Source organism: Sphingomonas sp. R86520, assembly GCF_042466285.1.
Classification (GTDB): domain Bacteria; phylum Pseudomonadota; class Alphaproteobacteria; order Sphingomonadales; family Sphingomonadaceae; genus Sphingomonas.
This window is the reverse complement of sequence record NZ_JAXHBZ010000001.1, coordinates 4,108,794-4,123,775: the sequence shown is the minus strand read 5'-3', so window position 1 is coordinate 4,123,775 and position 14,982 is coordinate 4,108,794. Positions and strand designations below refer to the sequence as shown.

The following is a 14,982-nucleotide window of genomic DNA, read 5'->3' as shown; positions in this document are numbered from 1 at the left end:
CGGTCGCGGCAATTAGCCGCCGGAAGCGCGCGCTTGGCTCTGTTCCATCCCAACACGTCCACCTCCCCGGCGGAGGCCGGGGCCCAGTTGAAAAGGTCGGAATAACGGAGCGCATCTCTCAGTTAGCGACGTTCCCCAACTGGGCCCCGGCCTCCGCCGGGGAGGTGCCTCTCGGGCCTAGGTATCGAACCCTTCCGCGCTCCAAACCCACCCGCTTGACACCCCCGTTTCGCGCCAGTTGCGGGATCCGGTATGCAGTGCTAGTCCTGTCGTACACCCGTGTGTCGCCTTAGTTTTATCCAGCGATACGCCGGTTGCAACGCCCGCCTGCGGATTCTCGCCGGCGCGGCAATTCAGGTTGACGCTCGAATGACGCATTCCCCCCGCCCCGCACTCCGACCGGCCTTCGCCGACGGACTCGCGGTCGTGCGGGCGCCGCAGGGAGAGTTCCCGCGGCATGCACTTCGCGCAGAGGCAGTTTCGCATACCATCCGCGAGTCCGGGCGTCCGTGCCCGACCGCACCACCATCAAGCGCGCGACGGCTGCCGACAGGCCCGGCGCGCGCGCGGAGAATCTATAATGACAACGCGCATGCTGATCGACGCACGCCACCGGGAAGAGACCCGGATCGCAGTCGTCAAGGGTAACCGGATCGAGGAATTCGATTTCGAGAGTGCCGAACGCAAGCAGCTCAAGGGCAATATCTACCTCGCCAAGGTCACGCGGGTCGAGCCGTCGCTCCAGGCGGCGTTCATCGATTACGGCGGCAATCGCCACGGCTTCCTCGCGTTCAGCGAGATCCACCCCGATTACTACCAGATCCCCAAGGAAGATCGCGACGCGCTGCTCCGTGAAGAAGCAGAGCACGCCGCCGAGGAAGCCGCTTTGCGCGCCGACTACGATTCGGACGAAGACGAGGGTGACGACGAGGACGACATCGAGCGCTTCGAGGACGATGGCGGGGTAGATCCCGACGTCGCCGAGGAACTCGAAGGCGGCGAAGCGGGCGAGGCTCCGCGTCGCAAGCGCAAGCCGAGCGCCGACGATGCTGCGGTCGAGGACCTGCGCGAGCGTCGCATGAACCTGCGCCGCCGCTACAAGATCCAGGACGTGATCCATCGCCGCCAGGTGCTGCTCGTCCAGGTCGTCAAGGAGGAGCGCGGCAACAAGGGCGCGGCGCTGACCACGTACCTGAGCCTCGCCGGTCGCTACTGCGTGCTGATGCCGAACACGTCGCACGGCGGCGGCATCTCGCGGAAGATCTCGAACGCGGGTGATCGCAAGCGCCTCAAGACGATCATGGCCGACATGCAGCTGCCGCCGTCGATGGGCTGCATCGTCCGCACCGCGGGCCTCCAGCGCTCGAAGGTCGAGATCAAGCGCGACTTCGATTACCTTGCCCGCCTGTGGGACGGCATCCGCGAAGCCACGCTCAAGGCGTCGGCCCCCGCGCTCGTCTACGGCGACAGCGACCTGATCAAGCGCGCGATCCGCGACATCTACAACAAGGAAATCGAAGAGGTCATCGTCGAGGGCGAGGACGGCTATCGCCAGGCGCGCGAGTTCATGCGCCTGCTGATGCCGACGCACGCGCGCCGCATCAAGCATTACGCCGACCCCGTGCCGCTGTTCCAGCGCGCCGGCGTCGAGGATCAGCTTGCCGCGATGTACCACCCCGTCGTCCAGCTGAAGTCGGGCGGCTACCTCGTCATCAACCCGACCGAGGCGCTCGTCTCGATCGACATCAACTCGGGCCGTTCGACGCGCGAGCACAGCATCGAGCAGACCGCGACCGCGACCAACCTCGAGGCCGCCCAGGAAATCGGCCGCCAGCTCCGCCTGCGTGACATGGCCGGGCTCGTCGTCATCGACTTCATCGACATGGATAACAATTCCAACGTCCGTAAGGTCGAGAAGGCGATGAAGGAGGCGCTCAAGAACGATCGCGCGCGCATCCAGATCGGCCGCATCTCGTCGTTCGGCCTCATGGAAATGAGCCGCCAGCGCCTGCGCACTGGCGTGCTCGAAGCGTCGACCCGCGCCTGCCCACATTGCGAGGGCACAGGCCTGGTCCGTACCGCTTCGTCGTCGGGCATCTCCGCGCTGCGTCTTATCGAGGACGAGGCCGCCCGCGGTCGTGGGTCGCTGCTCACCCTGCGCGCGAGCCAGGAAGCCGCGGTCTACATCCTCAACCGCAAGCGCGCCGACATCGCCGAGATCGAGGATCGCTACGGCGTGATCGTCGAGATCATCCCCGGCCAGGACGAGGAAGGCGCGCACATGACGGTCGAGGCCAGCGGCCCGCCGCCCGCGCACGCGCCGAAGTTCGTCCAGATCATCGAGGAAGACGAGGACGACCTTCCCGAGGAGATTGAGGACGAGATCGAGGAAGAAGAGGTCGAAGAGGCCGAGGCCGAACAGCCGCGCCGTCGTGAGCCCCGCGAAGGCAATGGCGAGCAGCGTGCACCTCGTGAAGCTCGCGATGCGGACGGTGAAGGTGGCAAGAAGCGTCGTCGTCGTCGCGGTCGTCGCGGTCGCGCACGTCCTGGTGAGGAAGGTGCAGCTGAGGGCGTCAACGAGGACGGCTCGTTCGAAGAAGCCGACACCAACGTCGAGGAGATCGACGAGGTCGAGGGCGACATCGTCGAAGCAGGCGGCAACGAAGCCGTCGAGAATGGCGCTCCCGCCGAGCAGGCCAATGGCGCAGAGGGCGAAGGCCGTCGTCGTCGCGGTCGTCGGGGTCGTCGCGGCGGTCGCCGTAACGAGCAAGGTTCGGAGAACGGCCAGTCGGTCGCCGTCAGCAGCGTCGACGATGCCCAGTTGATCGCCGAGGCCTCCGAGCCGGAAGCGTACGAGCCGGTCGAGTCGACCTATGCCGAGCCGCCATACGAGCCCGTCGTCGAGCCCGCTACGGAGCAAGCCCCGGTCGCGGAAGCGGTCGAGGGTCCGAAGATGCGCCGTCGTCCGCGCGCGCGCGCGGCCGCCGCTGCGGCGAACATCGCCGAGGCGGTGGCGGACGCAGCGCCCAAGGCACGCCGTGGTCGCAAGCCACGCGCGGTCGAGGCGGAAGCGGTTGCGCCAGAGCCGGTCGTCGCTCCCGAGCCCGTCGCTGCCGAACCGGCCGCACCGAAGCCCGGCCGTCGCCGTCGCGAAGCGGTTGCGGAAGCAACGATGGACGAGGTGAGCGCAACGCCCGCCGAAACCATCGAAGCGTCGGCGCCCAAGCCCAAGCGTGCGCGCCGCAAGGCATCGGACGCGGTGGTTGAGGCGCCCGTGGTCGAGGAAGCACCTGCCAAGGTCGCCAAGCCCCGCGGTCGTCCGCGGAAAGCAGCCGTGGTCGATGCCGGTGATGCCGCTCCGACCAGCGAGCCGCTCGCCGAGCCGATCGCAACCACCCCGGTTAAGGCCGAAGTCCAACCCCAGGACGTCGCCACCACCGACAGCAACGACGATCCCGACGGCTCGCCCCGTCGCGGCTGGTGGCAGCGCACCTTCGGCGCCTGACGCCGGAGCCTAGCCACCAAGACGGGCGCGACCGAAAGGCCGCGCCCGTTTTCGTTTGTGGAGTGGCGATCGAGGTTTGAAGTGAGAAGACTTAGGTTGGCTCACAGCCATTGGCGTCCATCAAACCTCGAAAAGCCTGTATCCCCGCGGAGGCGGGGACCCAGACTGGGCACCCGCCTTCGCGGGTGAACAAGACACGAGGGCGATGCCGGGTTTGTGTTCCTCGCGCGTCAGACAAGGTAGGCAAACCACCCCTCCCCGCCACCACCCCGGCGAAGGCCGGGGCCCAGTTTGGAGAGTGGCAATAACGAAGCGCCGTCCTCCGTCAGCAACGTCCCCCAACTGGACCCCGGCCTCCGCCGGGGAGGTGCTTTGAGACGACGCCGTCCCACACCTATCCAACCGACCCTTCCCTACTCCCCGCCCGTCACTCACCAAGAATCGCAATCCCCAACCAAACCCCGTCACCCCAGCGAAAGCTGGGGTATCCCGCGTGGCTCGCGACATCCGCCAAACTATGAGGTCCCAGCTTCCGCTGGGATGACGGCGGGGGCGGTCAGGCGGCGGGGTGGCGGCGGCGGCGGCGGTCGGACGGCGGCGGGGAACGGGAGGCAACGGTGCCGATCCCCAATCACCGCACACACTCCACCGCACGCCCGACCGCACGACCATTGCCCCCCCGCCCCCAATCGACGATACCCCGTAAAATGAAGCGCCTAGTAGCCGCCGCAGCCACCGCCCTCCTCCTCTGGACGACGCCTCTCCAGGCTCAGTCGATCCTCCGCGACGCCGAGACCGAAACGATGTTCGCGGAGATGTCCAACCCGCTGATCAAGGCGGCCGGCCTCTCGACACGCGACGTGAAGGTCGTCCTCATCAACGACGACTCGATCAACGCGTTCGTCGCCGGCGGCCAGACCGTCTACGTCCACTCAGGCCTCATCCAGGCGGCCGACAACGCCAACGAAGTCCAGGGCGTCATCGCGCACGAGCTCGGCCACATCGCCGATGGCCATGTCGTCCTCGCGGATCGCGGCACCAAGCCGGCAATGGGCATGTACCTGCTCTCGATGGTCCTCGGCCTCGCCGCGATGGCAGCCGGCAGCGGCGAGGCAGGCGCAGGGATCATGGCCGCAGGGCAGCAGGCGGCGATGGGCACCTATCTCGCGTTCAGCCGCACGCAGGAATCTACCGCGGACGCGACCGGCGCCAAATTCCTCCGCGAGGCGAACATCTCAGGCCGCGGCATGCTGAGCTTCTTCAAGAAACTGCAGCAGCAGGAATACCGCTTCGGCACCGCCAACATCGATCCGTTCATGCAGTCGCACCCGCTGTCCGGCGAACGTGTCGCGACGCTCACCGCCGACCTGCAAGCGTCGCCCGCCTGGGCCAATAAGCCCGACGCGGCGCTCGAAGAACGCTTCCGCCGGGTGAAGGCCAAGCTCGCCGGCTACGTCATGCCCGCCGACCAGACGTTGCAGGCTTTCCCGCCCTCGAACCAGTCGATCTACGCACATTACGCCCGCGCCTATGCGTATCACAAAGCCGGCTACCCCGAGAAAGCCGATGCCGAGGCCAACGCACTGGTGAAGGCCGCGCCCGCCGACCCCTATTTCCTCGAGATCAAGGGGCAGATCCTGCTCGAGGCCGGCAAGCCGAACGAGTCGCTGGTGCCGCTGCGCGAGGCGACCGAGGGCTCGAACAACAACCCGCTGATCGCCACCACGTTCGGCCACGCACTGATCGCGACCGAGAACAAGGCGAACTACCCCGAGGCGACTCGCGTGTTGCGCACGGCAGTCGGCCGCGACGACCAGAACCCCTTCGCCTGGATGCAGCTCGGCACCGTTTACGAACTGACCGGCGACACCGCGCGCGCCGCGCTCGCCACCGCCGAGCGCGCCAGCATGGGCGGCGACATGCGGACCGCGTCGGCGAGCGCGCAATATGCGCTGGCGAACATCCCGGCCAACACCACCGACTGGATCCGGGCGCAGGATATCGCGATGGCCGCGCAGAACGAGATGGACGACAACCCGAAGCAGTATAAGCGCCGCAAATGAGCAAACTTACATTCCCGGCCATCGCGGTCGCCGGTGCCGTCATCGGAGGCCTCGCGGTCTGGGGCTATGACCGCCAAGGCGGCGGCGTAGAGCGCGCGCAGGTCGAGTCGATCGTCCACGACTACGTCCTCGCGCACCCCGAAATCCTTCCCGAGGCGATGGAGAAACTGCGCGACCGCGAGTCCGGCAAGACGGTCACCGCCAACCGCGACGCGATCGTCACGCCGTTCGGCAGCGCCTGGGCCGGCAACCCCAAGGGCGACGTCACGCTCGTCGAGTATTTCGATTACAATTGCGGATACTGCCGCGCGAGCCTGCCGATGATCGCCAAGCTGATCGCCGCCGACCCCAAGGTCCGCGTCGTCTTCCGCGAACTCCCGATCCTCAGCGCCGAAAGCCGCATCGCCGCGCGCGCGAGCCTGGCGGCTGCGCAACAGGGCAAGTTCGCCACCTTCCACGACGCGCTCTACGCCGGCGGCCCGGTCAGCGACGCTTCGATTGCCGCGGCGGCGAGCAAGGCTGGGGTCGACACGACGCAGGCGAGTTTCACCAAGACGGCCGACGCCGAGATCGCCAAAAACATGGAAACCGCCGCCAAGCTCGGCATGACCGGCACGCCAAGTTGGGTGGTCGGCGACCGAGTCCTGTCCGGCGCGTTGCCGCTCGAAGACCTCCAGAAAGCCGTAGCAGCCGCCCGGGCCGGTTAACCGTTCTCCTGCGCACGCAGGAGCCCAGGGTTACAAAGCGCAACGCCCGGTATCCTGGGCTCCTGCGTTCGCAGGAGAACAGGGCGGAGGCCCTTACTTTCCCCCCTCCCCACCCCCATCTTCCCCTCACGAAAAGGGGTGCCAATGACCGAGCCGATCCTGTCCATCGCGGGCGTCACCAAGACCTACAAGAGCGGCACCACAGCCCTCCACCCCGTCGACCTAGACATCCAGAAAGGCGAGATCTTCGCCCTCCTCGGCCCCAACGGCGCGGGCAAGACGACGCTCATCAGCATCATCTGCGGCATCGTCACGCCGTCCGCCGGCACGATCAAGGTCGCCGGCTACGACGCGATCCGCGATTACAAGCAAGCCCGCAGCCGCATCGGCCTCGTGCCCCAGGAACTCAACGTCGACATGTTCGAGACGGTGCTCGCCACCGTCACCTTCAGCCGCCGCCTGTTCGGCCGCTCGGGGCATAGCGCGTACATCGAACAGGTGCTCCGCGACCTCTCGCTCTGGGATAAGCGCGACGCGAAGATTCGCGAGCTGTCCGGCGGGATGAAACGCCGCGTGCTGATCGCCAAGGCCCTCGCGCACGAACCCGAAATCCTGTTCCTCGACGAACCCACCGCAGGCGTCGACGTGGCGCTGCGCCGCGACATGTGGAAGCTCGTCCACCGCCTGCGCGAGGGCGGCACGACGATCATTCTGACGACGCATTATATCGAGGAAGCCGAGGAAATGGCCGACCGCGTCGGCGTCATCGACAAGGGCAAGCTGCTGCTCGTCGACGACAAGGCGTCGCTGATGAAGAAGCTCGGCAAGCGCGAACTCGACATCGCGCTGCAGGATCCAATGACCTCTATCCCCGCCGACCTCGCCGACTGGGACCTGTCGCTGGAAGACGAGGGCAAGCGCCTGCGTTACGTGTTCGACGCGCAGGCCGATCACACCGGCATCCCGTCATTGCTGCGCAAACTCAGCGAACTCGGCATCGGCTTCAAGGACCTCGAAACCAGCAAATCGAGCCTCGAAGACATCTTCGTCGATCTCGTCGGAGAACGCGCATGAATACCCACGGCATCTGGGCGATCTATCGCTTCGAAATGGCACGCGCGCTGCGTACCTTGTGGCAGAGCCTCGTCACCCCGGTCCTCACGACCTCGTTGTATTTCATCGTCTTCGGCGGCGCGATCGGCAGCCGGATGCAGCAGGTCGGCGGCGTCGGTTATGGCAGCTTCATCGTCCCCGGCCTGATCATGCTGTCGCTGCTCACGCAGAGCATCTCGAACGCGTCGATCGGCATCTACTTCCCCAAATTCACCGGCACGATCTACGAGCTGTTGTCCGCTCCGGTCTCGGCGATGGAGATGGTGATCGGCTATGTCGGCGCGGCGACCACCAAGTCGGTGATCCTCGGCCTGATCATCCTCGCCACCGCATCGTTCTTCGTGCCGCTCCGTATCGAACACCCGTTCGCGATGATCGCGTTCCTGATCCTGACCGCGATCGCGTTCAGCCTGTTCGGGTTCATCATCGGCGTCTGGGCCAACGGCTTCGAGCAGCTGAACTTCGTTCCCGCGCTGCTGATCACGCCGCTGACGTTCCTCGGCGGCGCGTTCTACTCGATCGACATGCTGCCCCAGCCGTGGCGGACGTTCAGCCTGTTCAACCCGGTCGTGTATCTGGTCAGCGGCTTCCGCTGGAGCTTCTTCGGGGTCGGTGATGTTGCGGTCGGGGTGAGCCTCGCGGTGACGGCAGGGTTCCTCGCGGTTTGCCTGATCGCGATCGCGTGGATCTTCAAGACCGGCTGGCGGATGAAGAACTAAGCGGGAAAGCAGGCACCACCCCGGCGGAGGCCGGGGCCCAATTGGTGAGGCCGCAGTAACTGCCCGCTTTCCATCGTTATCGGCGTCCCCCAATTGGGCCCCGGCGTTCGCCGGGGTGGTGAGAATCAGCCGACTATTCCATCACCGGCAACGTGATCCGCGACCCCGCGCAGACCTTCTGCGTCGCCTTCACGTAATCCGCCGCCTTGGCCCGCGCGATGTTCGGCACGAACGACTGCGGGTTGCGGTCGATCATCGGGAACCAGCTTGACTGGATCTGCACCATGATCCGGTGCCCCGCCTTGAACACATGATCATGGTCGCGCAGCGGCACGTCCCACGCGACGACCTTCCCCGGTACCAGCGGCTGCGGCGCCGTATCGCTCGCGAGGAAGCGCCCGCGCAGCACCTCCATCGCGATCGGCAACTGATACCCGTTCAGCGTCTTGGCATAATCCCCCGGCTCCGCCTGAGACTTGTCGAACGCCTCCGTATCGTCGGGCAGCACATCGATCAGCTTCACCACGAAATCGCTGTCCGTCCCGCTCGTCGACGCCTGCAACGTCGCCGACAGCGCCCCCGTCACGGTCAGGTCCGAGGTGAGAGGCTCGGACACATATCCCAGCACATCCGGCCGGTGATCGACGAAACGCTGGTCGTCCGCCTCCCACCACGCCCAGTCCGGGCTCGTATAGGTCGCCGACATCGGCCGCCGGCGGAACGGCACCGGGTTCGCCGGATCGGACACGTAATCGCGGCACCCCTCGCCCGCCGCGGGCGCGGTGAACGACAGGCTGCCGTCCGCATGCAGATAGAGCTCGGTCGCCTTCGCGCCGGTCGGAGGCCAGGCCGCATAGGTCTTCCACACGTTCGAGCCCGACTCGAACATCTTCGCGGCAAAGTCCGGCCGCGGTCCCTTGCCGTGCAGCCAGTAGGCAAAGAACGGCGCCTGGATCTGCTCCTGGAACTGCGTGCCGCTCTCCGTGCCGATCGGGATCGGCCCGAGGTGATCGGCCTCCCCCTGCCATCCGCCATGCCGCCACGGCCCCGCCACCATCTGCGCCAGATGATCCGGATCGTTGCGCTTCTGGCGCGCGTAGATCTGCCACGAGCCCCACGGATCCTCCTGATCCCAGAACCCCGCGACGTTCAGCGTCGGCACGGTCGTCTTGCCGAGCGCGTCGGTCCAGCGTTGCGCGGTGTAGAAAGTGTCGTGGTCGGGATGATCGAGCAGTGCCGTGAACATTGGCACCCGCCCCTTGAACACGGTCCGGTCGATCGCCTCCGCCGAGCCCGCCTTGAGGAAATACTCATAGGTGTCGCTCGGATAGGCGAAGGGCGAGTTCTTCGTCTTGTCGAGTTGCAGCGACGACACCCAGTCGGTCGCATAGCTCAGCCGCAGCGCGCCGTTGCGGTGCAGATCGTCCGACTGCCAGTAATCGATCCACGCAGCTTGCGGGGATACCGCCTTCAACGCCGGATGGGGGTTCGCCAGCGCCACCGCGGCGGCAAAGCCGGGATACGACACGCCCCACATGCCGACCTTGCCGTTGTTGGAAGGCACGTTCTTCACCAACCAGCCGACCGTGTCGTACGCGTCGGTTGCCTCGTCGACAGCCTTCGGATCGCCGGCCCCGTCGCCCCTGGAATGCACCGCGGTCGACAGCGTGAAGACGCCGTCCGACTTGAAACGACCGCGCATCGACTGGAACACGAAGACATAGCCGTCCTTCATCAGCGGCGCGAACCGGTCCGCGTTGGCGAACGGTGCATCCGGCACCCCATAAGGGGTACGCTGGAGCAGGATCGGCAGCGGCCCGGTCATCCCGCGCGGCCGCATGATGACGGTCTGCAACATGGCCCCGTCCCGCATCGGTACCGACACCTCCTGGTAGGTGAACGGCGATTGCGGCGTCGACTTGGTTGCGGTCTGCGCAGCGGTGGCGCCGGGCACCGCGGCGGTAATCGCCAGCGCGAGCAGGAGGGCGGTGCGCGACATAGTCTTCCCCTTGGTAAATCTTTGGGGCGATTGGACGAACCTGCGCGCGCGAAGTCAAGCCGCGCGCCATGCTCCCGCGAGCATCGGCCGCACCACCAGCGCATTCAGATCGATCAGCGCGTGCAAAGCCATCGCCAGCCACAGCGATCCGGTCATCAAGTAGACCGCCGCCATCAACCCGCCGACCAGCGTCGTGGCGATGACGCCCGCCCAGCCCTGATACAGATGCATCGCCCCGAATGCGGCGACTGCCATACCGAATGCGACGAACGCATTGCCGGTGATCAGCGCGATCAGCAGCGGCAGGAACAGCCGGAAGGCGAGCTCCTCGGTGATTCCCGCGGCGACCGACATGGCGGCGGCATGCGCGATCTCCGGCCGGTTGCGCGGGAGCAGCGACCCGACATTGCCGATCGGCTTCAGCACGCGCCAGTTGCGGCGTGTCGCAAGGAACGCGCCGATGAGGAGTCCGGCAAGCGCACCACCGCCCATCATGCCGAGCACGAACGCGCGGCTATCCCCCTCGAAACTCGGAAGCCATATGCGCAGGTCATTGAACTCGGGCGGTACGGTGACGAGTGCGTCGAGCCGTCCCATTACCGCGAGTCCGACGATGGCCGGCAGGACGAAGGCGATCGCGGCCTTGGCGATCCAGAGGCGGTAGGTCTTCTGGCGCGACGCGGTGTCGGGCAATCGCTTGAGCAGGCGGTATCCGAGCAGGTCGCCTTTCAGGAACCACAGCAACGCCATGAGGGTAACGAGCAGAAGGGCGTTCGGCAGGATCAAGCGACTACCTCCTCCTTGTCCTCCCGCGGAGGCGGGAGGAGAGCCTGGCCCCCACCTCCGCCGGGAAGGCGCCTACTGGGGGTTCGTCGGGGGCAGCCGATCAGTCGCGCAACAGGTCGTTGATGCTGGTCTTCGAGCGCGTCTGCGCATCGACCCGCTTGACGATTACCGCACAGTACAGCGCGGGCTTGCCGTCTCCGCCGCCGATCGAGCCCGGCACGACCACCGCGTACGGCGGTACTTCGCCCTTGAAGATTTCGCCGGTTTCGCGGTCGATGATCTTCGTCGATGCGCCGAGATACACGCCCATCGACAGCACCGCGCCCTCGCCGACGCGGACACCCTCTGCCACTTCCGCGCGCGCACCGATGAAGGCGCCGTCGCCGATGATGACGGGATCCGCCTGCAGAGGCTCGAGCACACCGCCGATGCCGGCACCGCCCGACAGATGCACGTTCTTGCCGATCTGCGCGCACGACCCGACCGTCGCCCAGGCGTCGACCATCGTGCCTTCCCCGACATACGCGCCGATGTTGACGAAGCTCGGCATCAGGATTGCACCCTTGGCGATGAAACTCCCGCGCCGCGCGACCGCACCCGGCACGACCCGGATACCGGCAGCACGGAATTCAGGTTCGCCCCAGCCCGCGAACTTCGACGGCACCTTGTCGAACGCAGGCGCGCCGGCCGAACCGCCGTCGATCACGACATTGTCGTTGAGCCGGAACGATAGCAGGACCGCCTTCTTCAGCCACTGGTTGACCTGCCAGCCGTCAGCAGTCGGCTCGGCAACGCGCGCGGTACCGGCGTCCAGCATCGCCAGTGCGCTATCGACCGCATCGCGAACCTCGCCCTTCGTGTCGAAGCCGAGATTGGCGCGGTCGTCCCACGCGGCGTCGATGATGGTCTGCAAGGTCATGATGTCTCCAGGATGGTTTCGAGCCACGGCGCAAGCACCGGCACGGTGAAATCGATATGCGCCCGCTCGACGTCGGGCGATTGCTCGGAGCCGTTGTCGACCCACACCGTCGTCATCCCGATCGCCTTGGCGGGCGCGAGATTGCGCGCCATGTCGTCGACGAACAGGGACGCGCGGGGATCGATGTCGAACGCCGCGCAGAAGCCCGCATAGGCCGACGCGTGCGGTTTCGGCATCAGCCCCATCGCATGGATGTCGTGGATCGCCTCGAAACTCTCGCCCAGCCCGAGCCGGTCGAGGATCTTCAGCGCATACGGCGTGTCGCCATTGGTGAAGACGAGCTTGCGCCCCGGCAGCTTGGCGATCGCCGCCACCAGCGGCGCGTCATGCTCGAGGACGTCCATCTCGATGTCGTGGACATGCGCCAGGAACGCGTGCGGATCGACGTGATGCTCGGTCATCAACCCCGACAGCGTCGTGCCGTGATTGTGGAAATACCCCTTCTGCACCCGCCGCGCCTCGTCATGCTCAAGCCCAAGCAGGTCCTGGATGAACCCGGTCATCCGCGCGTCGACCTGCGCGAACAGGTCCGCGCTCGCCGGGTACAGCGTGTTGTCGAGATCGAAGATCCAGTTGCGGACATGGTCAAGGCGAGCGAGCATCGGCCGGAACCTCTAAGGACCCCGATCCGCGCGGGCAAGGCGACTACAGTCGGCGCAATCTTTACGATCGATAAACTCTTTTGATCCCAGTAGGTTATTACTGGATATAAAAGGGGTGGAGAAAATGCGCGGCGTCAAGGCGAGTCTCCTGGCAACACTGGCATTCGGAACGAGCCTGTTGCTTGCCGGATGCGGCGGTGGCGGTACGGGCGGCATTAACAGTACGCCGACGCCGCCGTCCTCGCCCACGCCGCCGCCCCTGCCGACGCCAACACCGACGCCCGCCCCCACGCCGACGCCGACGCCTGCTCCCAGCCCGACGCCGACGCCGACGCCCTCCAGCTACGACACGAGCGAATATCGTGCGACCGTCGGCGCGGTCTCGATGAACGCGCTCGCCGCCTATAACGTCGGCGCAACCGGCAAGGGTATCGGCGTCGGCGTGATCGACAGCGGCATCGACCTGCAGAGCCAGGAGTTCGGCACGCGAATCTCCTCAGCCTCGCAGGACGTCGCCGGCAACGCCTCGATCGACGACGAAGGCGGTCACGGCACGGCGGTCGCCTTCACGCTCGCCGGCCGGCGCAACGACGCAGGCACCCACGGCGTGGCGTTCGACGCGACGCTGATCGTCCTGCGCGCGGATCGCCCCGGCACCTGCGCCACCGAAACCACCGACGACGAGGATTCGGGCTGCAAGTTCGGCACCGATGCGATCACGCGCGGGCTCGACGCCGCGCGCACTGCCGGCGCCAAGGTGGTCAACATCTCGCTCGGCGGATCCGAGATGCCGCAAAGCCTGAAGGACGCGGTCGGCCGCGCAACCGCTGCGGGGCTGGTCGTCGTGATCGCCGCGGGTAACGATGGGTCGGCCAGCCCCGATGCGTTCACCAATGTCGCCAGCGAAGCGCTGGGCCGCAATCAGGTCATCATCGCCGGATCGGTCGGCGCAGGCGACACCATCTCGACTTTCAGCGACCGGGCCGGCGACAGCGCAACGCACTTCCTCACCGCGGTCGGCGAAAGCGTCCGTGCGCCCGACCAGGCCGACACCCCCTTTCTCTGGTCCGGGACCTCGTTCGCCGCGCCGCAGATCTCCGGCGCGGTCGCGTTGCTGGCGCAGGCGTTTCCCAACCTCACCGGCGCGCAGATCGTCGACATCCTGTTCAAGAGCGCCCGCGACGCCGGCGCACCGGGCGTCGACGCAGTCTACGGCAACGGCGTACTCGACCTGACGCGCGCGTTCCAGCCGCTCGGCGGGACGACGGTCGCGGGATCGAAGGCTGCGGTCTCGACGATCGGCAACGGAACGCTTTCCGCGCCGATGGGCGACGCGGTCCAGGGCGAACTCGGCGCAGTGATCCTCGATGGCTACAGCCGCGCGTTCGCGATCGATCTCGCCAAGACCATCGCCCGCCGCAGCCCGGAACGCTCGCTCGGAAGTGCGCTCCAGTCGAACTTCCGCACGGTCGCGGTGGCACAAGGCGGCATGACCGTCTCGATGACCTTGGCTCCCCGCGCCAATGGCGACGTTGCGCTCGATCGCACGTCGCTGTCCCGCGCCGACGCGACCAGCGCGCGGGCGATCGCCGGCATGGTAACGCAACGCCTTGGCAGCACGCTGTCGTTCGGCTTCGGCTTCGCGCAAGGCTCGGGCGCGCTGAGCGCGCAACTCTCCGGCCAGTCCGAGCCTGCGTTCCTGATCGCCACCACCGGCGGCATGGGCTTCGACAGCAACGTCCGCGCCTCCAGCGCGATGCGGCAGAGCATCGCCGGGTTCGGCTTCACCGCGGGGATCGAGAATGGCGACGTCCTGTCGCAGCGCGACGGCGAGCTTCGCTTGCGCGACCGTTGGCAGCGCTCCGGCTACAACCGCGCCTCGCTCGCGATCGACCGGCGGTTCGGTAGCGTGTCGACGATGGTCTCCGCCACCCGCATGGACGAGCGCGATACCGTCCTCGGCGCGCGTTTCGACGCAGCCCTCGGCGCAACGCGCGCAGTCACCTGGTTCGTCGACACGAAAGCACGATTCGATGCCGGCAACGGCTGGAGCCTCGGCGGATCGATGCGCCAGGGCTGGACCCAAGCCGCCGTCCGTGGCGGCCTCAGCGGCGACGGCCTCGTCCGCACCAACGCGTTCGCCGCCGACATCGGCAAGAACGGCGTGTTCGGCCACGACACACTGGGCCTCCGCGTCGCGCAACCGCTGCGCGTCGCGAGTGGCGGGATCGACCTCGGGCTACCGACGTACTTCGACTACGCCAGCAACACCGTCACCGACTGGACCACCCAACGCCTGAACCTCGCCCCGCAAGGCCGCGAGCTTGACGTCGAGATGCGCTACGGCGTCCCGGCTTTCGGCGGCGGTCTCGACACCAACCTGTTCTGGCGCCGCGACCCCGGCAACTTCGCCGCGCTGCCGAACGACTACGGCATGGCGATGCGCTACAGCCTCGGCTTCTAACCCGTCCGTTTGCGATCCTCCCCCTGGCGGGGGTAGGATTTGAAA

10 protein-coding genes are annotated in these 14,982 nt (G+C 66.8%); 6 read left to right on the top strand and 4 right to left on the bottom strand.

Annotated elements, in window-relative coordinates:
- The first annotated feature begins 592 nt into the window (after positions 1 to 592).
- The 5 genes from SJY41_RS18985 (at position 593) to SJY41_RS18965 (ending at position 8,107) form a co-directional block, all read left to right on the top strand.
- Positions 593 to 3,505: an Rne/Rng family ribonuclease gene (locus tag SJY41_RS18985; RefSeq protein ID WP_380784193.1), complete on the top strand. Its 2,913-nt coding sequence runs from the start codon at positions 593 to 595 to the stop codon at positions 3,503 to 3,505.
- 707 nt (positions 3,506 to 4,212) lie between these two features.
- The gene (locus SJY41_RS18980; protein ID WP_380783777.1) at positions 4,213 to 5,568 is read left to right on the top strand and encodes a M48 family metalloprotease; all 1,356 of its coding nucleotides are present in this window, start codon (positions 4,213 to 4,215) and stop codon (positions 5,566 to 5,568) included.
- Positions 5,565 to 6,275, top strand: a complete 711-nt coding sequence (locus SJY41_RS18975) for a DsbA family protein (protein WP_120301337.1) — start codon at positions 5,565 to 5,567, stop codon at positions 6,273 to 6,275. The genes SJY41_RS18980 and SJY41_RS18975 overlap by 4 nt, the downstream gene beginning before the upstream one ends.
- A 144-nt stretch (positions 6,276 to 6,419) precedes the next feature.
- Positions 6,420 to 7,349, top strand: coding sequence for an ABC transporter ATP-binding protein (locus SJY41_RS18970; RefSeq protein WP_380783775.1), 930 nt, complete (start codon positions 6,420 to 6,422; stop codon positions 7,347 to 7,349).
- On the top strand, positions 7,346 to 8,107 hold the full coding sequence (locus SJY41_RS18965) for an ABC transporter permease (protein ID WP_380783774.1): 762 nt from the start codon (positions 7,346 to 7,348) through the stop codon (positions 8,105 to 8,107). The genes SJY41_RS18970 and SJY41_RS18965 overlap by 4 nt, the downstream gene beginning before the upstream one ends.
- 133 nt (positions 8,108 to 8,240) lie before the next feature.
- On the opposite strand, the gene SJY41_RS18960 is transcribed toward SJY41_RS18965, so the two are convergent.
- The 4 genes from SJY41_RS18960 to SJY41_RS18945 form a co-directional block, all read right to left on the bottom strand.
- A complete protein-coding gene (locus SJY41_RS18960) occupies positions 8,241 to 10,106 on the bottom strand; it encodes a CocE/NonD family hydrolase (RefSeq protein ID WP_380783773.1) in 1,866 nt (621 codons plus the stop codon).
- A 54-nt stretch (positions 10,107 to 10,160) separates the two neighbouring features.
- A complete protein-coding gene (locus SJY41_RS18955) occupies positions 10,161 to 10,892 on the bottom strand; it encodes a CPBP family intramembrane glutamic endopeptidase (RefSeq protein ID WP_380783772.1) in 732 nt (243 codons plus the stop codon).
- 100 nt (positions 10,893 to 10,992) lie between these two features.
- Complete coding sequence (gene dapD / locus SJY41_RS18950) at positions 10,993 to 11,811, bottom strand: 2,3,4,5-tetrahydropyridine-2,6-dicarboxylate N-succinyltransferase (RefSeq protein ID WP_380783771.1); 819 nt, start codon at positions 11,809 to 11,811, stop codon at positions 10,993 to 10,995.
- Entirely contained in the window at positions 11,808 to 12,473 is a 666-nt protein-coding gene (locus SJY41_RS18945) for a pyrimidine 5'-nucleotidase (protein WP_380783770.1), read from the bottom strand. The genes dapD and SJY41_RS18945 overlap by 4 nt, the downstream gene beginning before the upstream one ends.
- A 124-nt stretch (positions 12,474 to 12,597) precedes the next feature.
- Between SJY41_RS18945 and SJY41_RS18940 the strand changes: the two genes are divergently transcribed.
- On the top strand, positions 12,598 to 14,937 hold the full coding sequence (locus tag SJY41_RS18940; RefSeq protein ID WP_380783769.1) for a S8 family peptidase: 2,340 nt from the start codon (positions 12,598 to 12,600) through the stop codon (positions 14,935 to 14,937).
- Positions 14,938 to 14,982: the final 45 nt, after the last annotated feature.